The 25,359-nt window shown below is 70.9% G+C and carries 20 protein-coding genes, 1 tRNA gene and 1 pseudogene; 14 read left to right on the plus strand and 8 right to left on the minus strand.

From position 1 onward, the window contains the following. Positions 1–138 precede the first annotated feature (138 nt). Together AC5WAM_RS23380 and AC5WAM_RS23385 are read right to left on the minus strand one after the other, a co-directional pair. Positions 139–975: a MerR family transcriptional regulator gene (locus AC5WAM_RS23380; protein ID WP_495523639.1), complete on the minus strand. Its 837-nt coding sequence runs from the start codon at positions 973–975 to the stop codon at positions 139–141. Positions 976–1,082: 107 nt separating this feature from the next. After that, on the minus strand, positions 1,083–3,008 hold the full coding sequence (locus AC5WAM_RS23385) for a transglycosylase domain-containing protein (protein ID WP_495518692.1): 1,926 nt from the start codon (positions 3,006–3,008) through the stop codon (positions 1,083–1,085). A gap of 331 nt (positions 3,009–3,339) precedes the next feature. Here AC5WAM_RS23385 and AC5WAM_RS23390 point away from each other — a divergent pair, with 331 nt between their 5' ends. The 3 genes from AC5WAM_RS23390 (at position 3,340) to AC5WAM_RS23400 (ending at position 7,121) form a co-directional block, all read left to right on the plus strand. Beyond that, a complete protein-coding gene (locus AC5WAM_RS23390; RefSeq protein ID WP_495518693.1) occupies positions 3,340–4,338 on the plus strand; it encodes a DUF1648 domain-containing protein in 999 nt (332 codons plus the stop codon). Between the two features lie 378 nt (positions 4,339–4,716). Continuing rightward, positions 4,717–5,895 carry a GNAT family N-acetyltransferase gene (locus AC5WAM_RS23395; protein ID WP_495518694.1) on the plus strand — a complete coding sequence of 393 codons (1,179 nt, stop codon included), beginning with the start codon at positions 4,717–4,719 and terminating at the stop codon, positions 5,893–5,895. Between the two features lie 2 nt (positions 5,896–5,897). Then, entirely contained in the window at positions 5,898–7,121 is a 1,224-nt protein-coding gene (locus AC5WAM_RS23400; protein ID WP_495518695.1) for a DegT/DnrJ/EryC1/StrS family aminotransferase, read from the plus strand. Between the two features lie 43 nt (positions 7,122–7,164). Here AC5WAM_RS23400 and AC5WAM_RS23405 read toward each other — a convergent pair whose 3' ends face one another. Further along, positions 7,165–7,836: a nucleotidyl transferase AbiEii/AbiGii toxin family protein gene (locus AC5WAM_RS23405; RefSeq protein WP_495518696.1), complete on the minus strand. Its 672-nt coding sequence runs from the start codon at positions 7,834–7,836 to the stop codon at positions 7,165–7,167. 167 nt (positions 7,837–8,003) lie between these two features. Between AC5WAM_RS23405 and AC5WAM_RS23410 the strand changes: the two genes are divergently transcribed. Next, entirely contained in the window at positions 8,004–8,459 is a 456-nt protein-coding gene (locus AC5WAM_RS23410; RefSeq protein WP_495518697.1) for a hypothetical protein, read from the plus strand. A 1-nt stretch (position 8,460) separates the two neighbouring features. Here the strand turns inward: AC5WAM_RS23410 and AC5WAM_RS23415 are convergent, their stop codons facing one another. From AC5WAM_RS23415 to AC5WAM_RS23425, 3 genes are all read right to left on the minus strand, one after another. After that, positions 8,461–8,994: a flavoprotein gene (locus tag AC5WAM_RS23415; RefSeq protein ID WP_495518698.1), complete on the minus strand. Its 534-nt coding sequence runs from the start codon at positions 8,992–8,994 to the stop codon at positions 8,461–8,463. Between the two features lie 179 nt (positions 8,995–9,173). Continuing rightward, on the minus strand, positions 9,174–10,181 hold the full coding sequence (locus AC5WAM_RS23420) for a PP2C family protein-serine/threonine phosphatase (protein ID WP_495518699.1): 1,008 nt from the start codon (positions 10,179–10,181) through the stop codon (positions 9,174–9,176). Between the two features lie 466 nt (positions 10,182–10,647). Further along, positions 10,648–11,958, minus strand: a complete 1,311-nt coding sequence (locus AC5WAM_RS23425; RefSeq protein ID WP_495518700.1) for a hypothetical protein — start codon at positions 11,956–11,958, stop codon at positions 10,648–10,650. Between the two features lie 434 nt (positions 11,959–12,392). Between AC5WAM_RS23425 and AC5WAM_RS23430 the strand changes: the two genes are divergently transcribed. From AC5WAM_RS23430 to AC5WAM_RS23460, 7 genes are all read left to right on the plus strand, one after another. Then, positions 12,393–14,555, plus strand: coding sequence for an ATP-binding protein (locus AC5WAM_RS23430; RefSeq protein ID WP_495518701.1), 2,163 nt, complete (start codon positions 12,393–12,395; stop codon positions 14,553–14,555). Between the two features lie 1,358 nt (positions 14,556–15,913). After that, positions 15,914–16,225 (plus strand): hypothetical protein, encoded by a 312-nt coding sequence (locus AC5WAM_RS23435; RefSeq protein WP_495518702.1) that lies wholly within the window; start codon positions 15,914–15,916, stop codon positions 16,223–16,225. A gap of 345 nt (positions 16,226–16,570) precedes the next feature. Continuing rightward, positions 16,571–17,299, plus strand: coding sequence for a hypothetical protein (locus AC5WAM_RS23440; RefSeq protein WP_495518703.1), 729 nt, complete (start codon positions 16,571–16,573; stop codon positions 17,297–17,299). A gap of 507 nt (positions 17,300–17,806) precedes the next feature. Continuing rightward, positions 17,807–19,012 (plus strand): helix-turn-helix domain-containing protein, encoded by a 1,206-nt coding sequence (locus AC5WAM_RS23445; protein ID WP_495518704.1) that lies wholly within the window; start codon positions 17,807–17,809, stop codon positions 19,010–19,012. Positions 19,013–19,262: 250 nt separating this feature from the next. Then, complete coding sequence (locus tag AC5WAM_RS23450) at positions 19,263–19,499, plus strand: DUF7848 domain-containing protein (RefSeq protein ID WP_495518705.1); 237 nt, start codon at positions 19,263–19,265, stop codon at positions 19,497–19,499. Between the two features lie 235 nt (positions 19,500–19,734). Next, a complete protein-coding gene (locus tag AC5WAM_RS23455) occupies positions 19,735–20,178 on the plus strand; it encodes an ATP-binding protein (protein WP_495518706.1) in 444 nt (147 codons plus the stop codon). Positions 20,179–20,280: 102 nt separating this feature from the next. Next, entirely contained in the window at positions 20,281–20,544 is a 264-nt protein-coding gene (locus tag AC5WAM_RS23460) for a hypothetical protein (protein WP_495518707.1), read from the plus strand. A gap of 40 nt (positions 20,545–20,584) precedes the next feature. Here the strand turns inward: AC5WAM_RS23460 and AC5WAM_RS23465 are convergent, their stop codons facing one another. Next, entirely contained in the window at positions 20,585–21,124 is a 540-nt protein-coding gene (locus tag AC5WAM_RS23465; protein ID WP_495518708.1) for a hypothetical protein, read from the minus strand. Between AC5WAM_RS23465 and AC5WAM_RS23470 the strand changes: the two are divergent. Continuing rightward, positions 21,080–21,808, plus strand: a pseudogene (locus AC5WAM_RS23470) (recombinase family protein); the annotation flags it as partial. The gene AC5WAM_RS23465 and the pseudogene AC5WAM_RS23470 sit on opposite strands and share 45 nt — an antisense overlap. Positions 21,809–22,419: 611 nt before the next feature. On the opposite strand, the gene AC5WAM_RS23475 reads toward AC5WAM_RS23470, so the two are convergent. Next, positions 22,420–22,492, minus strand: a tRNA-Arg gene (locus AC5WAM_RS23475). A 230-nt stretch (positions 22,493–22,722) separates the two neighbouring features. Here AC5WAM_RS23475 and AC5WAM_RS23480 point away from each other — a divergent pair. Both AC5WAM_RS23480 and hglS read left to right on the plus strand, forming a co-directional pair. Continuing rightward, positions 22,723–23,829 (plus strand): NAD(P)/FAD-dependent oxidoreductase, encoded by a 1,107-nt coding sequence (locus tag AC5WAM_RS23480; RefSeq protein WP_495518709.1) that lies wholly within the window; start codon positions 22,723–22,725, stop codon positions 23,827–23,829. Positions 23,830–23,872: 43 nt separating this feature from the next. Then, on the plus strand, positions 23,873–25,333 hold the full coding sequence (gene hglS / locus AC5WAM_RS23485; RefSeq protein ID WP_495518710.1) for a 2-oxoadipate dioxygenase/decarboxylase: 1,461 nt from the start codon (positions 23,873–23,875) through the stop codon (positions 25,331–25,333). Positions 25,334–25,359 lie beyond the last annotated feature (26 nt).

A 25,359-nucleotide genomic window follows, 5' to 3' on the forward strand; every position in this document is an offset into this window, starting at 1 on the left:
CGTCCCGGCCCGTGCGGGAGCAGGTGGAGGGGCCTCTCGGGGGCGGCTTCGACGACCCCGGAATTTGCGCGCGTGTATTTGCTCACAGAGGGTGTCCGGGGAGCGCGGGAGGGTGCGCGGCGGGCGGAGGAGACACGGTCAGCGGACCGGGTAGGCCACGTCGCACACGTCGTCCTCGGGCCCGGCCGCGTCCCAGTCCGTGAAGTACACCTCGCGGCACGGCCCGGCCTGGGTCAGGCCCTCCCGGTCGATCCACTCCTCCACGGCGTCGAAGGCGGCCACGATCTGCGGATAGGCCACCTGCGCCTTGGTGATCCGGACGTACGCGAGCCGGTACGCGGGCTCGGTGCGGGCGGTGAGGTCCCGGCCGCGCCCCTGCGCCGCGACCCAGGCGCGGGCCGCCGCCAGGTCGGCGACGGGCACACAGGCCTCGGCGGGGCCGTCGCTCTCCTCGGTGACCTCGGCGTGGTAGATCACGAACGGCGCCCCGGTGACCCCGCCGCAGGCCTCCTCCGCGGCCCGCTCCAGACGGCCGGTCGCGGCGTCGATCCACGGGGGCAGCTCCTCGTTGAACAGGTGCCGCGTCTCGCAGAGGACCGGGGTGGCGGGCACCTCCACCGTCGCGACCTCGAAGTCTCCGTACAACGTCGTGCTCCTTCCGGACAGCCTGGCGCGGAGGTAGCCCGCGAGGGTGCGCTGACCCGCGTGCCGTTCCTCGACGCGGGCCCAGTAACCGGCGAGGGCCTCGGCCGCCCGCTCGCCGTCCAGGCGGACGAGGGCCGCGATCTCCGCGAGCGGCATGTCGAGACGGCGCAGCATCGCCACGGTGCGGGCCTGCTCGATCTGCTCGGGCAGGTAGGAGCGGTAGCCGGTCGTCTCGTCCACGTACGCCGGGGTGAGCAGGCCCTGGCGGTCGTAGAGCCGCAGCGCCTTCGCCGAGAGCCGGGTGCGGCGGGCGAAGGCGCCGATGCTCAGCCGGCCGTCGGGTCGGTCGGCGCCGGGCCGGTCGGCGCCGGGCCGCTCGGGTGCGTCCGTGTCCTGTGCGCTGTCCACGGGACTCATCCTCCGTGACCGGAGGCGGGTCAGCGGGGTGCCGGGGCGGGTTCCCCGGCACCGGAGAGCCTGGACCCTGCCCCAGGGGCAAGGTCAATGCCGCGGAGCGCGTCCGTCCAGACGCGCTCGACCAGGGCGTTCCCGTACCGCGACCCCTTGCCGCCGACGCCGGACAGCGGCTGGAGCAGCGGGTCGCCCTTGCGCATCCGGAACAGCGTGACGGCCGTGGACACCTCGGGCGTGTACCCGGCGAACCAGGCGGACCGCAGCCGGTCCCGGTCGGTGGTGCGGCCCGCCGCGACCGGGCGGCCCCGGGTGCTGGTCACCCGGCCCAGGCTGTCGGTGGCCGCCCCGCGCAGCGCGTCGGCGACCTTTCCCGCGACCCGGGAGTCCAGGGCCCGGCGGGTGGGCGGCCGCTCCAGGCCCTCGATCTCCTCGCCGTCCTTCGTCACGGAGGTCACCGAGTACGGGTCGTGCTGGAGCCCGCCGCGCGCCAGCGTGCCGTACGCGCCCGCGAGCCGGATGGCGCTCGGCGTGGAGGTGCCGATGGCGAACATGTCCTCCTTCGGGCCCATGCTGGCGGGCAGCATCCCCGAGTCCACGGCGACCTCGCGCATCCGCTGCCAGCCGATCTGCTTGCCCAGGTGCAGATAGGTGGCGTGGCCGCCCTCGATCAGGGCCTGGCGCGGGGTCATCCCGGTGGCGCCCTTGCCGGTGTCGACGCCGTCCTGGAGGGCGGCGGCCAGGACGAACGGCTTGAAGGCCGAGCCCGCGGGGACGCCGGAGGTGTCGGCGTTGTTGCTGAAGTGCCGGGTGGCGTCGGCGCCGCCGTACAGGGCGAGCACGGCCCCGTCCGAGGTCCGCACCGAAGCCGCGCCGATCTCCACCCCGCGGTCCTGCGCGCGCCGCTCGGGGGCGAGGTCGCGGCGGGCCACGCGCTGCGCGGCCCGGGCGAGCTGCCGCACCCGGCGCTCGTCGAAGGTGGTGCGGATGCGGTAGCCGCCGCGGGCCAGGTCCTTGTCGGTGAGGCCGGTGCGCTGGCGGACGTACTTGTTGGCGATGTCGACGAGGTATCCGGCCTGCCCGTTGTGGGCGTTGAGGCTGGTGGAGCGCGAGCGGGCGAGCGGCTCGGGGAACGTGCGGTACCGCGCGCGCTCGGTCTTGCTCATCCGCCCGACCTCCACCTGGCGGTCCAGGATCCAGGACCAGCGCGCCTTCGCCCGGCGGTGGTGGGCCGCGCTCACCGACGGGTCGTACAGCTCGGCGCCCTTCAACAGGGCGGCCAGGAAGGCGCCCTGGCTGGGGTTCAGCTTCCGTGCGGGGATGCCGTAGTAGGCGTGCGCTGCGGCCTCGATTCCGTAGGCGCCGCGGCCGAACCAGCTGCTGTTCAGGTACCCCTGGAGGATCTCGTCCTTGCTCTTGCTCCGGTCCACCTTCAGGGAGATGACGAACTCCCTGACCTTGCGCGTCACCGTCTGGTCCTGCGAGAGGTAGGTGTTCTTCACGTACTGCTGCGTGATGGTGGAGCCGCCCTGGGTGTCGCCGCCGCTCGCCATGCTCGCCACGGCCCGCAGCAGGCCCTTGGGGGAGACGCCCGAATCGCTGTAGAAGCTGGCGTTCTCCGCGGCGATGGCGGCGTTGCGGACCGCCACGGGCACCTCGTCCAGCGGGATGTTCTGCCGGTTGACGTCCCCGGTGCTGACCATCTGCGTGCCGTCGGCCCAGTAGTACACGTTGGCCTCCTGCTGCGCCGCCGCGTTCTCGTCGGGGATGTCGACGGCCGCGTAGACGTAGGCGAAGAGCCCGCCGATGGCGCCGCCGCACAGCCCGAACGCGCTGAGCCACTGCCGCCAGGAGGGCAGCCAGCGGCGCACCCCCCGACGGCCGCGCCGCGGATAGTCGATGAGCCGGCGCCGCCGACGGTCCTTGGCGCTGCGCGCCGAGTGTGTGCCCATGCTGGAGGAGAAGTGAAAAACCTGCGCGAGGTTGAGCGCCAAGCTGTCAGCTCTTCGTAACAAGCCGCAGGTCAGGGCGTGTTGGCAGCAAACGGACGAATGGCGTCCGATGGGGCGAGCCGGTTTTTGGTGCCCTGGCGCGCGGCGGGTGGGCGCCGGGGCGCGCCCGTACGCGGGACGGGCGGGGGCCGGGTCTGTCTCGTGCGCGCGACGAGTGGGCGCCGGGTCCCGCCCGGCCGCGCGGCGGTTGGGCGCCGCGTCTCGCCAGGTCCCGGCCGGACGGGGCGAGTTACGGTGGGAGCGGCCTCGTCGGACTGATCAAGGGGGAGCCGTGGGCGGCGCAGGGGCGGACCGGGGGAGCGGGCGGCGGCCGTGGGGCGCCCTGGGCGCGAGTGCCGCGCCCCTGCTTCTGCTCCTCGCGCTGCCGCTCGCGGCGGCCCACCGGCTCCCCGACCGGCTCGCCACGCACTGGAGCGGCGGCTCCGCGCGCCCCGACGACTCGATGCCGCTGTGGGCGGCGACGCTGTTCCCCGCGCTGATCTGGGCGGTTGCCGCCGGGGGCACGCTGCTCGCGGGCCGCCGAGCGGACACCTGGCGCGCGGCCGTGCTGCTGCCCGCGGGCGTGGCGCTCGTCGGCGCGCAGGCGGCGATCGTCCGGGCCAACGTGGACCACGCCGACTGGCGCGACGCGGAATCGGCGCCCGTGTGGGGCGTGGCCGTGGCGGTGGCCGCCGTGGCGGCCGCGGTCCTGGGAGTGCTGCTCTCCCGCCGCCGGGCGCCGGACGCCCCGCCGCGGGCCGCCGCCCCGCACGCGGAGCTCGCGCCCGGTGAGCCCGTCGACTGGGTGTCCCGCACGTCGAGCCCCTGGATGCACGCGCTCGCCGCGGTCTTCGGCGCGGGGGCGGCGGCCGCGGCCGTGGTGTCGGTGGCCGGGCTCACCGACCCGCTGTGGCTGCTGGCCGCGCCCTTCGCCCTGGTCGCCGTCACCTGCCTGGGCTGCGCCTCCGTCGAGGCGGCCGTCACCGAAGCGGGGCTGCGGGTCTCGTTCGGCCCGCTCGGCTGGCCCGTGCGCCGCTGGGCCCCGGAGACCATCGAGACCGCGTACGCGGAGCACCGCACGCCCGGCCAGGTCGGCGGCTGGGGCTACCGCCTGAGCGGCCTCGGCACGACGGTGATGCTGCGCGCCGGGGAGTGTCTGGTCGTCCGGGCCAAGGGGAAGGCCTTCGCGGTGTCGGTGGACGACGCGGAGCGCGGGGCGGCGCTCCTGAACGGGCTGAACGAGCTGAACGCGCTGGGTGCGCGCCGTGCGCCGGGCGCGCGCAACCCCTGACGGCACCGCAGGCACCCTTGACAGGGTGCGTACTGCTTCGCCAGGTTTGAGCCGCGTCGGAACGGTTGGAGGACCGTCCGCCGGAGGGGCATGACGCGCACAGTGCCATGGGGGATTTGGGGGGAGGGGTCGCCCGTGCGATCCGTCAGGAAGGCTCCGCGCGCCCCGGGGATCCGGGCCGGAGCCGAGGGAATCCGGAACGGGTCCGAGGGAACCCGGACCGGAGCCGAGGGAACCCGGGCCGGAGCCGAGGGAACCCGGGCCGGTTCCGGAGTGCCGTCGCCCGCGGCCCGAGGCGCCGCCTCCGCGCGGCACCGCCCCCGCGTCCAGCGCATCGCCCGCGAGGCCGCACCGGCGCAGAAGGGCGGTTGATCCGACGTGGACATCGAGATCCACAGACCCGAGAAGCTGACCGACTCCCTGCGCGCGGCCTGGTACCGGGCCATGGACGAGTCGCCCGACTACGCCAACCCCTTCCTGGCACCCCAGTTCGCGGCCGGCATCGGCGGCTACCGGGGCGGGGCGCGGGTCGCGGTGCTGCGCGAGGCCGGCGAGGCCGTCGGCTTCTTCCCGTACGAGCGCAACGCCGTCGGCGTGGGCCGGGCCGTCGGCCTCGGCCTGTCCGACTGCCAGGCCCTCGTGCACCGCCCCGGAATCACCTGGAACGCCCGGGAACTGCTGCGCGCCTGCCGTCTCTCCGCCTTCGAGTTCGACCACCTGGTGGAGGAGCAGAAGCCCTTCGGCCGGTACGTCACGGGGATGTTCGACTCGCCCGTGATCGACCTGAAGGACGGCGACGACGACGTCGGCTACCCCGAGTGGCTGCGGGGCGCGTACCCGGGCATCGCCAAGACGACCCTGAAGAAGGAGCGCCGCCTGGGGCGCGACGCGGGCGAGATGCGCTTCGTCTTCGACGAGCGCGACCCCGCGCCGCTGCGCCAGCTCATGCGCTGGAAGTCCGCCCAGTACCGCAGGACCGGGCGCATGGACCGCTTCGCACGGCCCTGGATAGTCGACCTGGTACGGCACTTCTCCCAGGTCAGGGACGAGCACTTCACCGGCGTCCTCTCCGTCCTCTACGCGGGCGACCGCCCGGTGGCCGCACACTTCGGGCCGAGGTCGCGCACGGTCTTCGCCTGCTGGTTCACCGCGTACGACCCCGACTTCCGCTACTACTCGCCCGGCCTGATCATGCATCTGCGCCTTGCCGAGGCGGCGCGCAGGGACGGGGTGCGGCTCATGGACCTGGGGCGCGGCGACAAGGAGTACAAGAACTGGCTCAAGACCCGCGAGCTGCGCGTCGGCGAGGGCTTCGCGACGCGGCCGCACCCGGTGGCCGCGGCGTACCGCCTGTGGCGCAGACCGGTGCGCGGGCTGCGGAACACGGTCCTGGCCCACCCCCGCCTCCGGGACCCGGCGGACCGCCTCCTGAAGACGGCGGGCGCCCTGCGCACGGGCGCGCCGGACACCCGGCGAAGCCCCGAACGCACCGCACCACCGGCACCTCAGGCACCTTCTCAGCGCGACCCCCAACAGGCTCCTCGACGAAAGAGGTGACGATGCCGTACGGCTCACGGCTCGCCGCGACGATGACGCGGCGACTGGGACGCGAATGCGTCTACACGCCCTCGGCACGCCTGGCCCTCTACCTCGCGCTGCGGCGCTGGTGCAGGCCCGGCGCCCGGGTGCTGATGTCGCCGGTGAACGACGACGTGATCCTCTTCGTCGTCCTCGCGGCGGGCCTGCGCCCGGTGCAGGCCCCGGTCTCCCCCTGGACGGGAAACATCGACCCGGCCGCCGTACCCGACGCCACCTGGGCCTCCGTGGACGCGGTCCTCACCACGAACCTCTACGGCATGCCCGACCGCGTCGTCGAACTCAAGGCGCGCTGCGACGAACTGGGCATCCCGCTCTTCGAGGACGCCGCGCACGCGATCGGCACGCACGTGGACGGGCAGCCGGTCGGCACCTTCGGGAAGGCCGCGGCCTTCAGCCTGTCCAAGCACGTGGCGGGCATGGCGGGCGGATTCCTCGCCGTCGAGGACGCGCGCACCCGCCGCGAGCTGGAGGTGCTGCGCGACGACCTGCTTGTCCCCGGCCGCCTGCGCGAGGACGTGTACACGACCGTGCGTCCCCTCGCGCGTTCGGCCGTACGCGGACTGCACCTGGTGCGCCCGGTGTGGCGCACCCTCCAGCGCCTCGGCCTCCTCGAACGCGACTCCTTCCGCATGCCCCTGCACGCGCCGCGCCTCTCGGGCTGCGCGCACCGGGCGCCGAACCTGTCCGCGTACGAGCCGTGGGTCCGGGTCGACCTGCACGGCTACCGGGCCCGTCACGGGGCGCTGGTGCGGGGCCAGTTGGGGCTGCGCCTGGCCGGGCTCGACGCGGGGCTCACCCGGCGCAGGGCGGGGGTCGCCGAGCTCTCCGGCACCATCTGGGCCACGCCGGAGCTCCGCGCCCGCGCCACCGACGACGGCCCTCCCGCCCTCTTCCGGGCGCCCCTCCTGGTCCGCGACCGCGACGCGCTCGTCGACCGCCTCGTCCGGCGGGGCGTGGTCTGCGGCTACATCTACGACCCGCCGCTCGACGACTACGCGGGCGCCGAGTTCGTCGACCCGTCCCCCGACCCGACGGCCGCCCGCTGGTTCGCCTCCCACGTCCTCCCCGCCGACCCCCTCCTCGCCCACCACATCGCCACGGCCCTCACCAAGGAGTCCGCGGCCCCGGCCCGCTATCCGACCGCGCCCATCACACGGGCGCGGCCCACGCCCGTGGTCAACTGAGCCACACCCTGGGCGACATGGCCACACGGGGGGGCGCGGCACGTCACGCGTCCTCCGGGGCGGCCAGTTCCTGGAGGCGTTCGGCGATGTCGTCCGCCCACTCCTGGGCCCACCGGCGGAGGGCGTCGACGGCTCGGGGGTCGAGGCCGCACGAGGCGAACTCCCCGTCGTCGATCCACTCCGTGCCGCCCAGGCGGGCGTGCAGGTCGGTGAGGTCGAAGGCGTCGCGGGCGTGCCGCCGGCCCAGTTCCTCCAGTTCGACGCGGCTCCAGCGGTCCGCGGCGGCCCGGACGTCGACGAGGTCGCGGGCGAGGCCCCGGTCGGCGAGGGCGCGCACCTTCGTGCCGACCGTGTCCTCCAGGGACAGGACGAGCCCGTACTCGCTCAGCACCGGCGGCCGCCAGAAGGCCTCCTTCTGGACGGAGACCTCGCACTCACCGCCGCCGACGGGATCGGCGACGGCCATCCGCGCGGACAGCGGATCCGTCTCCCACCCCCACACGTCCCACCCGCGCCCCTCGATCCCCGTACACACCAGCGCGACGATCCCGTCCATCCCCTCCGGGCTCTCGGTGGCGAACTCAAGGCTCCCGCCGGACTCCCCGGCGAGCCCGTGCACCCGCACGGCACCCCCACCCGCGAGCACGAGCGGGTACCAGGCCCCCGCCTCCAGCACATCGACGACGAGCCGGAGCCGCAGCTCGGCGGGGCTCATAGGGGGATCCGCCCGAAGGGCCCGGCGAGGAGGGAAGACGACGTTGTTGACATGCCTGGATTATCGCCGCTGCCACTCTGCTCGACCCACTCGGCAAGTCGCGCTCAGAAACGGCCTCTTGGCGGTCGGGGCCGTCGGGGCTTTCCTGGACTCCAGGGGAGGGACCCATGGCCGACGAGAGTGATGTCCTGCTCGAACTCTGGAAGGGGCAACGCGACGAGGCCCGGCAGATGGAGAACCAACGAGCGGCGCTGACCAACATCGTGATCCTCGTGGCGGCGGCCGCGCTGGGTTTCCTGACGCAACAGGGCCACCTGGAGCTTTCGTCGCTCGGCGTGACAGTACCGCTGTGCTTCCTGGGAGCGTTCGGCGCGGCCGCGAGCAGCAAGTACGGGGAGCGCTGGGCCGTCCACTCGGGCCTGGCCGACCGCCTCCGGGACGAGCTGGCGGCACGCCACCCGCACCTGGACCTGGACGCCCTCGTCGCGGCGAACCGGACCGAGCACCGCGCGGAGTTCCCGTTGGCCTCCCGGATGCGCGTCTGGATCCTCTGGGTGGCGCTCCACACGGCCATCGGGGCGTGCGGGCTTCTCCTCAGCCTGTGGATCGTGGTCACCCAGTAGCTCAGGCGGCGCCGGTCAGCCGCCACTTGGCGGCAGCGAGCGCGGCGTCCCACGTCTTGTCCGTCGCCGCTTCGGGGGCGAAGCCGTCCTCGCCGTGCAGGACCGTGACCCCTTGCTCGCGCAATTCCACGACGCTCCGGTCCAGTTGCCGGTGCCGGGCGTACGCGGCGCTGACGCACGGCGCCGTCACCGTCGGAACGCCCTTGCCGACGGCCTCGGCGGCGACCCCCACCACGAAGTCCTGAGTGAGCCCGAGGGCCCAGGAGTTGATGCTGTTGAACGTCGCGGGCGCGAAGAGGATCACATCCGCCCGGGGCCAGACGTCCGGCTCGCCGGGAAGCGCGTAGGCGCTGCGCACCGGATGCCCGGTCAGCACGGCGAGCCCGTCCAGGCTCCCGTCCAGCCACCGCGCCGCCGTCGGCGTCAGCCCGAGACAGACGTCCCACCCGTCGGCCTGCGCCGCCTCGATCACCTTCGCCACGTCGAAGAGCGGCGGCGCGGCCGAGCCGAACAAGTACAGAGTCGGAGGGGTCATACACCCATCCCACCCCGCCCGGTGGATCACGCGCAACAGGCCCCGGAACCGCGTGCATACCGGCCCCCGGTATGCGCGGCTCCACCGGATCGAGGGCGACCGGCACGGCACGCTGCAACGGTTTCGTTCTGATTCGTTCCAGGAGGGGTGGTCGCGGAGCGCCCCGTGCCGACGATCGCCTACGGCTCCCTACGTGCTGCGGGGTTCGAGGGCCGGGCAGGGGGCGAGAGGGCGAACATGCTGGTCGGCTGGCACAGGGCGAGCGCGATGTCGTCGGCCGGTGCGCGGCCCGTGTGCGTGGCCACCATGGCGTACAGCGTGTCCAGCGCGTCGGAGGGGGAGAGCACGGTCAGTGCGTCACCAACCCGTTCGAGGAGCGGAAAGTCGACGCCGTTCGCATCGCGTGCCTCGCTCAGGCCGTCGGTGTAGAACAGCAGCCGATCCCGCCCCGTGAGATAGAAGCGGTACAGCTGCGGCTTCGGGTGCAGGCCCAACGGGGGCGCGGGCTCAAGTGGTTCCAGCAACCTGACCTGCTTGCCTGCCCGTACGGGCGCGGGGTGCCCGCAGTTGACGATGCGGACCTCGCCCGGGGCGAACTCGGCGAGCAGGGCGGTGACGAAGTCCTCCGCCCCCAGTTCCGGGGCGAGCCTGGCGTCCAGGGCCGTCGCCAGGTCGGCGAGGTCGGGGGTGAGATAGGCAAGGTCCTTGAAGGCCCCGATGGTCGCCGCGGTGGCCCGCAGGGCGTCCAGGTCGTGGCCGCGTACGTCCCCGATGAGCAGGCGCACTCCGTACGGGGTGTGGGCGACGTCGTACAGATCCCCGCACACCGACGCCCCCTGCGCGGCACAGCGGTGCCGGGCGCACACCTCGATGCCGCCGAACTCCACCGAGATCGGCCGCAGGATCGCGTTCTGGGACGCCTGCGCGACATCGGTGGCCCGGGCCAGTGCGGCCGCATCGGCCGTGTGCCGGGCGGCGTCGCGAACGGACAGCGCGCCTCCGGCCAGCAGGGCGAGGAACTCGATTCCGAAACCCGGAGTCACCATGAGACCGTTCGTGGCGCCCGCCCCGAGAGCGAGCAACAGCGCCAGGGCCGCCACCGCTGCGGTGCGCCGCGCGTCCAGGCGGGCGGAGGCCAGTACAGGACCTATGACCAGTACGGCGACTCCCAGGTGCCAGCTGCCCATACCGCTGCAGATGGCGAGCAGGCCACTCACCCCCAGCGCGAGCCCCGGTCGCCACCGGCTGCGCCAGTTCCGCGTGCTCGTCTTGAGCCACCTCCGCCCGACTGCCCTGACGGCCATGCGCGGCCCCGGCCTCCCCCCGCGCCTCGTGAGCCCGCGGTAGAGGTCGGCCACTCTGGTCCAATGTGCCTGCGTGTAGGGCCGGTTGACCGGAGTGGAGGGAGGGTTGATCGGTCGCTTTCGTCGTCGTGCGGTCATGTGAGCGCCTTGCTCGAATAGGCGGGCCTCTCGTGACATGCGCGGCCCGGGGGCGTAGCCGGGCAACGGACTTGGGAGAGGGCGCCGTGGCGCAGCGCGCCCACGCCCGCGCTTCGCGAGGGAACCCCCCGTTGCGCCCGGGTATGGACAAGGGACGGCGGTGGTCCAGGGTTGCCGCCCCGGATCACCGCCGCCGTCCTCTGTGGTCGCCCTAGCCCTGGAGCTTGGCCAGGGCGAAGTCGAGCCCGGTGCTGCTCGATGTCGCGCCTCCGGCGATGAGAATGTCGTCGCTGCCGGTCAGCGCGATGCCGCGAGCGACATCGGCCCCGCCGGAGAAGTCGACGGTTGCCTTGCCGTCCCCGCTGAAGCCGGTGTCCAGGCTGCCGTCGGAGTTGTAGCGGACGACGAGGGCGTCCCCGTCGACGGGGTCGACGGGGAACACGACGGTTTCGCCGGTCAGTCCGGCAACGACGATCTTGCCGTCGCCGTCCACGGCGACGGCGCGTGCCTCGTCGGCGCTCAGGGCGTTCACGTCCGTGGTGACCTTGCCGTCTCCGCCGAAGCCGGTGTCCAGGCTGCCGTCGGAGTTGTAGCGGACCACGCCGACCTTGATGGGGCCGGTGGTGCCGAACGGCTCGGGGGCGTCGACCGCGCCCGCGAGCACGTAGTCCCCGCCGGGCGCCTGGGTGAAGCCGAACGCGATGTCGGAGAGCCCGTTGAAGTCGGTGGTCACGATGCCGTCGCCGCTGAAGCCGGTGTCCAGGCTGCCGTCCGAGTTGTACCGGACCAGCAGGAAGTCACTGTTGGCGGTGCCGGCCGCGATCAGCTTCCCGCTGGACAGCTCCTCCAGCGCGAAGAGGTGGTCGCCGGTGCCGAAGTCGGTGGTCACGACGCCGTCGCCGCCGCCGAAGCCGGTGTCCAGGGTGCCGTCCGCGTTGTAGCGGGCGATGAAGGAGTCGTTCCCGGCCGCCCCGGCCGCGAGGATCTTGCCGCCGCTCGTCAGGCTCAGGCCACGGATACCGTCGCCGAGCCCGCCGGTCAGGTCGGTGGTGACCTTGCCGTCGCCGCCGAAGGAGGTGTCGAGGGTGCCGTCCGCGTTGTACTTGGCCAGCGCCAGGTCGGCGATCTGCTCCCCTCCGGTGAACCCGCCCACCAGGATCTTCCCGTTGCCGGCCTCGATGACCGACCGGGCCACCGACAGGGTGTCGCCGAAGCCGGTGGTGACCTTGCCGTCGCCGCTGAAGCCGGTGTCCAGCGCTCCGCTGGAGGTGTACTTGGCCACACCGAACGAGCTCGGGCCGACGCCGGGGGTGCCGAGGCCCTGCCGCCCGGCGACGAACAGGGACCCGCTGGACGTACGCAGCAGGTCGTTGCCGATCTCCGGTACCGACGGGGTGTCGCCGAAGTCGGTGGTGACCTTGCCGCTGGTGCCGAAGCTGGTGTCCAGGTCACCGGGCGCGGCCGCCGCGCTGGGCGCGAGGGCCACCATCAGGCCCACGGCCAGTGCGGACACGGCTGCCACGTGGGGCCTCCGCGTCGTGCGGTTTTGGAAGAGGGGGAAACGTCTGGTCATGAGAAGGACTCCTCACGTTTGCCGAGGCAGTATGCCCCCGGTACGGCGGGCACCATTCCGCGCCCTTCGCCCCCGCACAACCGGCGCACCGGTGGCGCTTGGGCGGGCGCCAGGGCGCGCCGGGCGTTAGCCGGAGTGTGTTGATGACGACGCTCCGTAGTGCGCGCCGTGTGCTCGTCGGCCCCGCCGGTCGTGGGCGGAGGCGAACTGGTCGCCACGCACCCCGAAGCGAACAGGGACGACCAGGCGATGCCGTGTTTCTGTCCGCATGGCCGGTGTCCCGCCACAGAGGGGTACCGCCGCAGCAGACTCAGCCGGGCCGGGTCAGGTAGGAAGCCAAGGGAGGGGGCCCCGTGTCACACGGCGTGCCGGGAGAGACGGAGATGAGCGAGTGGTCGGGGAACCTGCCGTCGGAGACTCGCAGTTTCATCGGGCGGCAGGACGAACTCGCCCGCCTCGACGTCATGCTGCGTCCGGATGACGGGCCGACCGAGGGCGGCGAGGGACGGAGGGACCGGAACGGCGGGCGCCGCCTTGTGACTCTCCTGGGGCCTGGTGGGATCGGCAAGACACGTCTCGCGGTGGAGGCCGCGCGCTGGATGCGGCCCGCCTACCCGGACGGTGTGTGGCTGGTGGAGCTCTCCTGCCTGCACGACAGCGGGATGATCGGCCCCAACATGCTGGGTCTTGCGACGATGGAGGCGCTGCGGGTGGCCGACCAGACGACGCGCCCGGCGGCGGAGGCGCTGGCCGAGTGGATCGCGGACAAGCGACTGCTGCTGGTACTGGACTCGTGCGAACACCTGCTGGAGGACTGCGCGGCCTTCATCGACGAGTTGCGGCTCGCTCCGCACGTGAACATCCTGGCCACAAGCCGCCGACGGCTCGGGCTGCCCGGGGAGCAGTGTCTGGAGGTCGAGCCGCTGCCGGTGGACGAGTCGGGTACCGCGGCTCGGGAGGACGCGGTGACCCTGTTCGCGGAGCGGGCGACCGCCGTGCGCCCCGGCTTCGTGCTCGACGAGGCCTCCCGGCCGGTCGCGGCCTCCGTCTGCCGGTACCTGGACGGCATCCCGCTGGCCGTCGAACTGGCCGCGGCGCGGCTGTCCACCCTGTCGCTCGCCGAACTCGACGAGCACCTCGGGACGCGGACGGACCACCGACTGGCCCTGCTGGCCTCGGACGACGACACCGAGGATCCGTCGCGCCACCGGGCCCTGCGCACCACCATCGGCTGGAGCCACGAGCTGTGCGCTCCGCTGGAGCGGCTGCTGTGGGCCCGGCTCGCGGTGTTCACCGGCGGCTTCGACGTCGAGGCCGCCCAGGAAGTGTGTGCCGGGGGACCGCTGGCGGCCGGGCGGGTGCCCGCCCTCCTTGACGAGCTCGTCGCCCAGTCCATCGTGCAGCGCGACCAGCGCACCGGCACGGACCGGTTGCGGATGCTCGACACGGTGCGCGAGTACGGCGCGGACTGGCTGGGGGAGTTGGGCGAGGAGGACGCCGTGCGGCTGCGCCACCGCGAGTACTACCGACGCCTGGCCCGCGACGGCTGCGCCGAGTGGAACACCGGCCGCCAGGTGCAGTGGAGCGCACGCGTGCTGACCGACCACGCCAACCTGCGCGCCGCGGTGGACTGGTCCCTCGACCGCCCCGACCCGCGGGCCGCCCTGGAGTTCGCGGGCACCGCGGGCTTCCTGTGGCGGCACTGCGGCCATGTGCGCGATGCGAACCACTGCCTCGACCGGGTGCTCGCCGCCGATCCGCCTCCAGGGCCCGATCTCCTCCGGGCCCTGTGGACGCGTGGTGCCGGAGCGATCATGCAGGGCGACGTGGACACCGCCGCCGAATACGGGCGGCGGTTCACCGACGTGGCACGGCAGCAGGCGGACCCGGACGCCCTCTCCGTCTCCGCCTACCTCACGGGCAGCCAGCTCGCCCTGCGCGGGCGGTCGGCCGAGGCGGTCGGCCTCATGTCCGTTGCCGCCCGCCTCCCCGTCCGGGACGACTGGCTCGGTTCGGCACAGATTCAGACGATCGGCGCCTTGGCGTACGCGCACCTGATGAGCGGCGATCACGAAGCGGCCCGCGCGGTGTCCGAAGAGGTCCGCGCCGAGTGCGCCCGGCGCGGCGAGCACTGGACGCGCTCGACCTCCGACGTGATCGTGGCGAAGCTGGACCTCGCCCACGGTGACCCCGCCTCGGGGGCCCGCAACGCCACCCGGGCTGTTGCCGCGCACTGGCTGCTGCACAACGCCAGCATCGTCGCGGCCTTGGCCATCGACACCCTGGCATCAGCCACGGTCGCCCGGGGCGAAGCTCACCGGGCGGCCGAACTCCTCGGCATCGCCCAGCGCTTGTGGCATCGGGCCGGCGGCCGCGTCCAACTCAACTCCCCGGACCTGATCGCCCCCCGCCAAGCCTGTGAACGCGCCATCCGTGACGAGATCGGCGACTCGGCCTACGAGCACAGCTACGAGGCGGGCCGCTCCATGTCGTACGAACAGGGAATGAGCTACGCGACAGACACCACGCCCCGCGCATCCGGCTGAGCCTGCCCCGGCTCACTCCGCCCGCTCACGCAAACGGCCCCGGACGAGAAGCCCGAGGCCGAACAAGTCCCCTCCCTGAGGGAGAAACCCCAGGTCAGAGTGGCAATGCGTAGTGCCCCCGGGGTGGGGTGGACTGGATCTGTACGGGGTGGGGAGCGGGGCATGGGGCGGGAGTTGGTGGTGTCGGCGACGGTTGGGGTGTCGGGTGGCGGCCGACGGGCAAAGGGTGTGGGCCGCTGACGCTCTCGTTGAACCCGATCAGTGCGTGTGCGCGGGAGTGCCGCGAGGTATCACCTTGGGAAGCTAGGGTGATATTGCCTTGATCGTCCAGTTCGCCTGCGGTGGAACGGTCGACGCTTGCTGGGCGAACCCGTTGATTCCCCTGGTTTCCCACTCGACCCGGCACGTGCCTGGCATGATTACTTCATCTTGAAGCGCAGGCCCGGCCCTACCAGGGAAGAGCTCCCACTGGCAGGGCCGGATGATCACCTGCGGTTGGTCCTTACTTCGTCACGCACCGCGCGAACAGAACGAATCGCAGTGATCAACTTTTGGGAGAGTGCCGGAACCTGGTCGAAGAGGTGTCCCACGACCGTGAACCCCCCAACGACCGCCGCGGTCCCGACAGTCACCCATCCCGCCAGTTCCATGTAGCCCCTTTCGAAGAGAGATCGGTGTAGGCACCAGGGGCTACTGGCGCCCTCGCTCGTAGCACCCGGTATCGCCTGGTCGGCACCGATCTCATTCCCGAACTACACGGACTGTCAGGTGACTTGAGTCTACCCACTGCTGCTGCCTCTGTCCGTACAGAGCTGAGGCTGACCACAGGTTCAACACGGTCGCTCGGTACAGCGGTGGGGTGTACCTTCGACGCCTAGGGTGCGATAAACAAATGGGGAGGACCTGTGCCCAAACCTCGTGGTAGCGATTTCGAGGGGGATGGCTTCTATGCGTCCATGAGGAAGCTTGAGGACTCCTGTGACGCGTTGTCAACTGATAGGATTCCCGCCCTAGGTGAAAAGGCGCCTAAGTTGTACACGACCCTCGGGACCTTACTGTCCCTCCTGGAGAGATCCTCTAGCTGCTATTGGGGTTGCTCAGGCGGGGATCATGCAATTGAGCACCTGACTGGAGGGGTCTGCAATGCGGCACGCGCCGCTATACGTCTAATGCATATGGGCTTCTACGACGAGGCTCTCACACTGTCTCGATCAATAGCCGAAAGGGTGAATCTGGCCTCCCTGTTCCTCTATGATCCAGAGAGCCTGGCCGAATGGAGAAGTGCAGACGGTAAGGATCGTCGGCGCAAGTACTCTCCCGTTCGGGTTCGGACGCGTCTGGAGCGGGGAGGCTGGGGAGTGCCAACTGATCAGGTCAGATATTCAAAGCTGAGTGGATATGGAGCTCATCCTGGCCACATCCCGCAACATTTCATTCCTCATGGCCCACCTGCGGCTGGCGGATTCTATAGCGAGATCGGCCTGTTGATTTCTCTGAATGAAATCGGCCGCAGTGTGATTCTCTATTCCGGAATCTTTATCGGTTCAATCGCCCTCCCCAAGGAGGTTTCGCAACGCTTCAGCACCCTAGCAGCAGAAGCTGCTCATTACCTAGGGAAGGTCAGCCTCGAAGGCATGGATGAATACTGGGAGCAACGCTCTGCTGAATAGCCCCATTCAAGCTTGGCGGATTCCCCGCGGAAAGCCAAATGTTAACGGTGGTCGGGATCAGTGGCCAGCGCACAATCGCCGCCCTGACTGGCGAGACAGCCCTCCGCTCTGACTAGCTTCAGGGGCCGGGGCTTCTGTTGTTGGTCGGCGTTATCTCCATGCAGCCCTAGGTCAGTCCGGGCTTCGAGCCGTGCAGTAGGTCAAGGATCGGTGGCCTGTGGTTGCCCTGCAGAACCACTCGTGACACGGCGCGCCCCTCCACCTAACAGCGACGTGCTGCCCTCAAATCGGTCAACCTCCCATAATCCGCGTAACGCTGCACATAAGCACGGCTACTATGGCCGCATGAAGAGTGTCGAGTCGGACTGGTGGCTGGAAAACGGCCTGCATGAATTCACGGAGAGCGGGCACGGAAAGAATGGCATCGGCGATTACGACCGAATGATGATATCGCGTGCTGAAGCTTCATTCCATCATGCGGCATACCGACTCTCGAACCACCGTGGAGAGTATGATCGAATTGACGCTGTTCTCGCCCTCAAGCGTGCTGTCGATACACGCCTCGAACACCTGAATTCGATTTACTGTTTTAGTCAGTACCTGGATTCGAGGAATGTCAGCTGGCTCGGCCTTCTCGAAACCTGGGGCGTAATCCTCCAGCGTTCACTGCGCCGCCTCAGGCGCCTGCGCAACGCCGTGGAGCACGATGGAGCCGAGCCGCCTACGCTGGACGAGTGTGAAGACTATCAGGAGGTCTGCTGGTGGTTCCTGAAGGGAACCATTGATTATCTTTCCCCGCTCTGCAACTATGACTTCTTTTGGGGTGAAAGCTCTGGATCCTTTTCCATCGAGTACAACCCGCTGACCGTCACGTTGATTGGTGATTTTGCGCCTGAAGTGATTTCGGATTGTCAAGTTGATGGATGGATTAGGTTGGGTGCGGCAGTAGGTATCTCGCCACGTCGAGCAGGGCGGTGCTTCCTCCAGGGGGAAGTGGTTGACGAAGATACGCGATTGGAGTTCTTGCAATTCGCTATGGACTACTTCGGGATGACGACACGTAGATTCGATTGAGGGTGTAAAAGCGAGAGTCGGGCGGAGCGGCTTTGGGCTGGAAGGCCCCTTTGGCGCGAGTGCGATCACGGCCCGTGAGCTCTCGGCACGTCGGGCAGTCTTTAGATCTACCCGGTAAGCACGACGTTGGGGTCATGGTCTTCGAGCCCGCACCAAAGTGGCTGCCTGAAGCTGTGGAGCCCTAGTCGCGACGTACCGGATTCTCCGACTTCAAGCAGCCGATCGCCGTATCGCGCGACGGGCTGGGGGAGGCAGTAGCGCAGGTCCAGCCGCGCGCGGATGCGAGCCGCCTTGAATCCGTGACGAAGGTCGTAACGCAGTCGGTTCGTTGGTCCTGAAGCCGCTTGTGCAGGACGGGCTCTCGGCCATCAGACAGTGATCGACAGCCTGCGTGCTGTGACGTTATCTACCGACACGGACCCTATGGGGTGACGGGAACTGATCACAGCTCTGCCGGGTGTGGGCGGGAGTACCGTTCTGAGTGTCTAGTTCAGAACGGGAGTCAGTATGCCCGACCCAACTGACAGCACCACAGGTGGGATTGGGGCGCGCATCTCCGAAGTGCGCGCTCTGCGCGCCCTCTCGCTTCGGGAGCTCGGGGCGCGTGCTCACGTCTCGCCGTCCATGCTCTCCAGGATCGAGAGCGGTGATCGCTACGCCAGCCCTGCCATCGTTGCGGCCATCGCACGGGCGTTGGGCGTGAGTGTGTCGGTCCTGCATGGGCAGCCGTACATCCACATGCTTCAGTCGGACCAGTTGGACCGGCTCGTCACTCCGATCAGCTCCGCGCTCGATGACTGGGATATCCCGCCCAGCGATGACGATCCGCAGCCCAGGTCGCTTGCGACCTTGGAAGCCGAGGTGGTGCGGCTCCGGGAGCGCCGGGCCAAGGCGGAGTACATCGAGATCGCCGAGCGGCTTCCCGCCCTGATCTCGGAGATCAATCACCGGGTTCTGCTGCACGATCAGCCTGATCACGAGCGTGAGCGCGTGTGCTGGCTGCAAGCGGAGATCGGGCGCACGGTGTACGTCGTGAGCCGTCAGATCGGCTACCTGGACCTTGCTCGGCTCGCGCTGTCTCGCATGGCGGCGGCCGCCCCACGGTCCGGGGACCCGCAGCAGGTGGCCATTGAGCGGTGGGATCGTGCGCAGCTGCTGGCCGATGCCGCTCGGCATGACCGGGGCCTGGCGCTGGTGCAACAGGCGCTGCGGGACCTGGATGACGACGGCGCTCGGGCCACGCGTGCGGTGCGTGGTGCCCTCCACTTGAAGGCCGCGATTCTCTCGGGCCGCATGGGCGACGCCGGCGCGGCCGACGACTGGCTTACGGCAGCCCATGAGATTGCCCGGAAGACGGGCGAGACGCGGGACTACGGCCTGGTGTTCGGTCCCGTGAACTGCGCGATCCACAGCATGGCTGCGGCCAGTGATCGGGACAAGCACGGCAAGGCGCTGGAGAAGGCCAGGGCCGTGCGCCTGCCCGATGACTATCCAGCGGCGCGCGCGGGGCACTACTGGGTGGACCGGGCTCGTGCCGAGGCGTGGACGGCGCGTCATGACGACGCACTGTCTTCGCTGGTGAAGGCCAAGGGCGTTGCTCCGCAACAGACCCGGTATCACCCCGGCGTGCACGAGACGGTGGCGACGCTGCTGCGCGCCAGGGCCAAGGCGCCCGATCCGCTGATGAAGTACGCGCAGTGGTGCGGCGTCTAGCGCAAGAATCGTGATTGAACAAGGGCCCCAGCGTTGCCAATTGGGCAACGCTGGGGCCTTTACACGGCGGAATGCTGTCGGGGTACGAGACCCCCGCGACCGCTGTCACGGCCCGGGGGCGTGGCCACCAACCCCGGGAGGTTGACGACGTGCCCCAAGTTATCGCGAGACTGTTCGCTCCGCCGGTGCGACTCCTGGCTCCTATCGACGGCTGCCACCGGAATCCTGTGCCCAATGGGCGGTGGTGTCCGTGAGTACGCGCGCTGTGCTGCGGTTCGAGACCTGGACGCTCGAACCTGACCGCGAGCCCGACGCGGAGCCGATCACGTACGCCATGCAGTGCGTCGTGGACGGCGAGACCTCGCCGGTGAGCGAGGACTACGCCGAGCCGCAGACGTGGGTGATGGAGCACTGTGGACGGCACCCGTCCAACCACACCTACCGAGAGCTCATCACACGGCCGTGGCGCGCTTGGCGGCGGCCATGATGCGCCATGCGATGGGTTCGGCTTCCGGCCGGGACTGGCTGACGGCCGTATGTGAATCTCAGGTGGGCGGAATGACTCTTCCTGTCTCGCTTCGAATTCGGGTACCTGTCTGTCTACCCATTAGAGGCGTAGCCCGTCTTATGGAGCTCTGTGCAGGTCAGGCGCTTCTTGGCCCTTCCTGTGCAGCCTGCAACTCCTCTACGAGGAAGTATTCGTACAGGTGCCGGGAGGGGCGATGACGCGCGCCGACGACGCCTTCGACGACAGTGGCGTGCCCGAACCGCTCGGCGGCATGGTCCTCTGCCCCGTTCCGAAATCAGCGAGATGTGCCCGTCGCTGGTTCCGGCGGTTCTCAGATTCCCACCACCTTGCCTGCTGCGCCGACGACTGCGTGCTCATGCTTTCGGAGCTCGTCACCAACGCCATCGTGCACGGCAAAGCCGACGAGCCCTGGCGGGTGCGGGTCTACTGGTACCGCGTGGGCGAGGCGCTGCGCGTTGAGGTGCACAACCCCGGCTGCCCCGCCCATGTCCGTCTGCGGACGCCCGAGGCCACAGCGGCCCACGGGCGCGGGCTGTTCCTCGTCGACGAGCTGGCCGACGAGTGGTGGGCCGGACCGAGTCGGCACGGCGGGACGGTCGTCGTGTTCGTCATGCACCGCGCTTTCAAGCCTGACTAAGGAAGTACTAAAGAGCACTTAATTGCTGCCACGGGTGTCAAAAACGTGCCCGGAATCCGGCCTCCTGGGGTGACATCAGGACCCAGGGGACCGGAGCCCGGCATGGACACCAACCCAGAAGGCTTCGATTACGAATACGAAGCTGAGCAGCAACCGTGGCGCCATCGCCAGACGACAGAGCGCGGGCGCGAGCGTACGTACTCCGGATACGTGACGAGCGTGGGCGGCAGCGAAGGCGCCCGGCTGCGGCGCAAGTTGGCGGATGCCATCCGCTCCCTCCTCGCGTGGGCCGCGACCGACTCCGCCAAGGCAGATTTATCTTCTTCATCTTCCGAGGTGAGACCCGATGACCGCGCGGACTCCTAGCCAAGGCAGGGCCACTTCTGCACCCGCCCTGTCGGACCTGTCAGTCTCCCCCTTCGGCATGCCCCTCGCTCTCCTGCACGGAGAAGTCCGCGTCGCCTGGGTGGGCCGCACCTCGACCGAGGACCAGCAGGACCCGAGGCAGTCGCTCCTGCGGCAGTGGGAGCGGTGCAAGTCCGCTCTGCCGGAGGCGTGGGCTATGGTCTGCCACTTCTACGACGTCGAGTCCGGCCGCAAAGAGCTCAGCGAGCGCAGCCAGGGCTCGGACTACGCACGCTTCGGCATCCCCATCGCCCGCGACGGCGGCATCGTCGACCTGCTCGCCGAGGCCGCCCACCCCAACCGCCGCTTCGACGCCGTCATCTGCGAGAGCACCTCCCGCGTGGCCCGCCGCATGTACGAGAACCTCTCCGTCGAGCGGGAACTGGAGCACGCCGGGGTGCCGCTCTTCGCCTGGAACGAACCGATCAAGCTCGACGGCGGCCGCGCTCAGCAGATCCTTCAGCGCCGGATCAATCAGTCCGTGGCCGAGTACGAGGTGTTCAACGCCCTGGAGACCTCCTGGGGCGGCCTGTGCACCCACGTCCGCGAAGGCTGGAACATCGGCAAGCCGCCCTACGGCTACAAGGCCAAGGCCTACCGCCACCCCAACCCCGCCAAGGCTGCCCGAGGCGCCACCAAGAGCAGGCTGGAGCCGGACGGCAAGCGGGCGGAGACGGTCACCCAGATCGCGGTGTGGCGCTACCACGACAACGTCGGCTACTCCACGATCGTGGATCGCCTCAACGCCGACCTGGACCGGTACCCGCCTCCGACGCCGCCGGGCGGAGCCTCGCGGGCGCGCGGCGCCTGGATCAAGTCCACCGTCTGCGAGCTCCTGCGCAACCCGAAGTACACCGGCTACCAGGTCTTCAACCGCAGGGCCACACGGTCCCGGCGCGGCGCCAACAATGATCCCCAGATGTGGGTGTGGTCACCGGAGCCCGTCCATGAGCCGCTGATCCCGAAGTGGATGTTTGACGAGCTGGCCGCCCGCCGCCAGGCCAAGCGCGGATCCCGCGACGGGAACGCTCCCAACAAGCACCCCGCCACCCGCCGCACCTACGTGCTGCGCGGCATGATCTACTGCGCCTGCGGGCGTCGCCTGTTCGGCAATCATCGGCATCGGACGACGTACTACACCTGCTGGCCCCGGGCCAACAATCGTGGCCGTCCCGACGTGTACGCCGGACACCCCAAGACCCTCTACGTGAACGAAGCCGACCTCCTGGAGGCCATCGGCGCCTTCTTCGCCGACCGTGTCTTCGGACCGCAGCGCCGTGCCCTCCTCGCCGCCGATCTGCGCGACGCAGACGTACGCGCGGCACAGGAGCGCGAGACGGAGCGGGAACGGTATCAGCGCACCCTCGCCGACATCGCGCGCCGACAGAGCAACGTCCTCCGCCAGGCCCAGGACACAGACTCCGACGATCCCTTCGCGCGCGGCCTGCGGCAGACGTACAACGACCTGGAAGCCCAGCGGAAGGCTGCCCTCGACGCCATCGCAGAGCTCGACGCGGCCGACGACGCCGAGCCCCCGCGCCCGTCCGCGCTAGCCGCCGATCTCCTGGACGCTCTGCCGTATCTGGCCCTCAATCTCGCGCGCGCCCCCGAACGGCTCCAGCGGCAGCTCTACGAGATCACCCACCTCGCCATCCGCCTCCACGCGAACAGCGACGACGTTACCCTCACCATCAGGCTCCCCGCCGACCGCATCCCGGAGATCAGCCAGGCGGCAGCGAAGGCCACCGGGACCAGGCACGCACAAGGGCCCACGACCAGCCAGGTCGGCCAGGTCGCGGGCCCTTGCCCAAGCGCACCCCGTACGGATGCCGTCCGTGCCCCCGGCAGGATTCGAACCTGCGACACCCGCTTTAGGAGAGCGGTGCTCTATCCCCTGAGCTACGAAGGCGTGCCGTCCGTGAGGGCGGCTTTGGACAGGGTATCCGATGGGGGGCCGGGGGCGCCCGGAGGGAGCGGGGTGGGGCTGGGGGACGGGCAGGGGGGTGGACGGGCGCGTGGCTACTGTCCGGTGATGGACCTCCACTGATCGTGTGCGTCACGATGGCACCCCCGGTGGTGGCGGAAGAGGTGGTCTCGGTGGCTCGGGCGTCGCGGGTCGTGATTGTCGGGGGCGGGGTCATGGGGGTCTCCGCGGCCTTCCACCTCGCCGAGGCGGGTGTGCGGGACGTCGTCGTGGTGGAGCGGGGCGCGCTCGGGGGCGGGAGCTCGGGCAAGCCGATCGGCGGGGTGCGGGCGCAGTTCTCCGACCCCGTGAACATCGCCCTGGGCGCCCGCAGCCTGCGGGCCTTCCGTGACTTCGCGGCGCGTCCCGGCGGCGACATCCACCTGGAGACGGTGGGCTATCTGTTCCTGCTCGACCGGCCGCAGGACGTCGAAGCCTTCGAGGAGAGCGTCCGCGTACAGGAGCGGATGGGGGTGCGCGGCCGGATCGTCGGGCCGCGGGAGGCGCACGAGCTGTGCCCGTACGTACGGCCCGAGGGGCTGCTCGCCGCCGCGTACTCGCCCGACGACGGGCACGCCCGGCCCGGCGCCGTCGTCGCCGGGTACGCGCGGGCCGCTGCCGCGGCCGGGGTCTCCTTCGTCACGGGGACCTCCGTGACCGGGATGGACGTGACCGGCGGGCGCGTCACCGCCGTGCGGACCGACCGCGGGACGATCACCTGCGACGCCGTGGTGTGCGCCGCGGGCGCCTGGTCCGCGGGGGTCGGCGCGCTGGCGGGGGTGGAGCTGCCGGTGCGGCCGCTGCGGCGGCAGATCGCCTTCACCGCCCCGCTCGTGCCGCCCCCGCCCCGCACCCCGTTCACCATCGACTTCTCCTCCACGGCGTACTTCCACACCAGCGACCAGGGGCTGCTGTTCGGGCTCGCCGACCCGGGGCAGGAGGAAGGCTTCGACACGACGTGGACCGAGGAGTGGGTGGAGCTGTTCCGGTCCGTGATGCGGCGGCGCGCGCCCGCGCTCGCGGACCTCGACGTCGTGGGCGGCTGGGCCGGGCTCTACGAGGTCACGCCCGACCGCAACGCCCTCGTCGGGCGGGCCGTGGATGTGCCCAACTTCCTGTACGCCACCGGGTTCTCCGGGCACGGCTTCCTCCAGGCCCCGGCCGTCGGCGAGGTCGTACGCGATCTGTATCTGGAGCGCGAGCCGTGCGTGGACGTGGCGTCCCTGAGCGCCGAGCGGTTCCGGGTCGGCGCGGGCGGCAGGCCGGAGGCGCACGTGGTGTGACGGTCACCGCCGCCTCCAGCCGGTACCCGTCGAGAGGAGCCCCATGAACCCCCCGTACGCCCCCTGGCAGCTCCGCGCCGCCTTCGCCGCGCGGCTCTCCGACATGTACGGGCGCGAAGTGCCCGCGTACACCACCCTCGTCGACGTCACCCGCGCGGTGAACGAGGACGTCCTGCGCGAGCGCGGCGCCGCCGCCGAGCGGCTCGGGTCCATCGGCCGGGTCACGGCCGAGCGGCACGGTGCGATCCGCGTCGGCACCCCGGCCGAACTCGGCCAGGTGGCGCGGGTCTTCGGGGCGCTCGGGATGCGGCCCGTCGGGTTCTACGACCTGCGCGAGGCCGCCGCGAGCGCCGTGCCCGTGGTGTCGACGGCCTTCCGGCCCGTGGACGCGGACGAGCTGGCCCGCAACCCGTTCCGGGTGTTCACCTCGCTCCTGACCCCCGCCGACCCGCGGTTCTTCGACGAGGGGCTGCGCAAGCGGCTTGAGTCCTTCCTCGCAGCGCGCGAGCTGTTCCCGCCGGAGCTGCTCGCGCTCGCCGACCGGGCCGAGGCCGAGGGCGGGCTCGGCGGGGCCGACGCCGAGCGGTTCCTCGGACTCGCCGTCGCCGCCTTCGAGCTGTCGCGCGAGCCGATCGACAAGGCGTGGTACGAGGAGCTGGAGCGGGTCTCCGCCGTGGCCGCCGACATCGGCGGCGTCCGCGGCACGCACATCAACCACCTCACGCCCCGCGTCCTCGACATCGACGAGCTGTACCGCCGGATGACCGCGCGCGGCGTCCGGATGATCGACACCGTGCAGGGACCGCCCGCGTGGGACGGGCCCGACGTGCTGCTGCGGCAGACGTCGTTCCGGGCGCTCGACGAGCCGCGCGCGCTGCGCCTGGCCGACGGCAGCGTCACCAGCGGGGTGCTGCGGGTGCGGTTCGGCGAGGTGGAGGCCCGCGGGATCGCCCTCACCCGGGCGGGACGCGCCCTGTACGACGAGCTCCTCACCCGCGTCGACGACCGCCTCGCCCGTGGCGACGGGGGCCTTGCCCCTGGCGACGGGCGCCGCCCGGCCACCCCGGCCGAGCGCACGGAGGCCGCCCGCGCGGTCTGGTCGGCCGCGCTGCCCCGCACCGAGCGCGAGCTGGCCGCGCGGGGGCTCGGCCACTTCACGTACCACGTGGTGGCGGACCGGCCCCGCGACGGCGCCCCGCCGCCCACGGCGCTCGGCGACCTCCTCGACGCGGGGTGGGTGCGGGCCGAACCCCTCGTGTACGAGGACTTCCTGCCCCGCTCCGCCGCCGGGATCTTCCAGTCGAACCTGGAGGGGGCCGGGGTGCGGGACGACGCGGTCGCGGGGGCCGCGTACGACAGCGCGTGGCTGTCGGGGGCGATGGGGCGCGAGGTCCTGGATCCGTTCGACCTGTACGAAGCGCGGCAGCGGGCTTCTCTGGCTGTGGTCGCGCGGAAGCTCCGCGTCCCCGGCCCCGGCGCCCCCGCTGGGGGCTGCGCCCCCTAGACCCCCGCGTCGCGCTGCGCGCTCGT

This window comes from Streptomyces sp. JLYT201, assembly GCF_059448825.1.

What these genes read in the sequence shown, in the direction of transcription:
- AC5WAM_RS23385 (WP_495518692.1), bottom strand. Translation starts at nt 3,008, where the DNA reads ATGGGCACACACTCGGCGCGCAGCGCCAAGGACCGTCGGCGGCGCCGG.
- AC5WAM_RS23400 (WP_495518695.1), top strand. Translation starts at nt 5,898, where the DNA reads ATGCCGTACGGCTCACGGCTCGCCGCGACGATGACGCGGCGACTGGGA.
- AC5WAM_RS23405 (WP_495518696.1), bottom strand. Translation starts at nt 7,836, where the DNA reads ATGAGCCCCGCCGAGCTGCGGCTCCGGCTCGTCGTCGATGTGCTGGAG.
- AC5WAM_RS23410 (WP_495518697.1), top strand. Translation starts at nt 8,004, where the DNA reads ATGGCCGACGAGAGTGATGTCCTGCTCGAACTCTGGAAGGGGCAACGC.
- AC5WAM_RS23415 (WP_495518698.1), bottom strand. Translation starts at nt 8,994, where the DNA reads ATGACCCCTCCGACTCTGTACTTGTTCGGCTCGGCCGCGCCGCCGCTC.
- AC5WAM_RS23420 (WP_495518699.1), bottom strand. Translation starts at nt 10,181, where the DNA reads ATGGGCAGCTGGCACCTGGGAGTCGCCGTACTGGTCATAGGTCCTGTA.
- AC5WAM_RS23430 (WP_495518701.1), top strand. Translation starts at nt 12,393, where the DNA reads ATGAGCGAGTGGTCGGGGAACCTGCCGTCGGAGACTCGCAGTTTCATC.
- AC5WAM_RS23440 (WP_495518703.1), top strand. Translation starts at nt 16,571, where the DNA reads ATGAAGAGTGTCGAGTCGGACTGGTGGCTGGAAAACGGCCTGCATGAA.
- AC5WAM_RS23445 (WP_495518704.1), top strand. Translation starts at nt 17,807, where the DNA reads ATGCCCGACCCAACTGACAGCACCACAGGTGGGATTGGGGCGCGCATC.
- AC5WAM_RS23455 (WP_495518706.1), top strand. Translation starts at nt 19,735, where the DNA reads ATGACGCGCGCCGACGACGCCTTCGACGACAGTGGCGTGCCCGAACCG.
- AC5WAM_RS23460 (WP_495518707.1), top strand. Translation starts at nt 20,281, where the DNA reads ATGGACACCAACCCAGAAGGCTTCGATTACGAATACGAAGCTGAGCAG.
- AC5WAM_RS23480 (WP_495518709.1), top strand. Translation starts at nt 22,723, where the DNA reads ATGGGGGTCTCCGCGGCCTTCCACCTCGCCGAGGCGGGTGTGCGGGAC.
- hglS (WP_495518710.1), top strand. Translation starts at nt 23,873, where the DNA reads ATGAACCCCCCGTACGCCCCCTGGCAGCTCCGCGCCGCCTTCGCCGCG.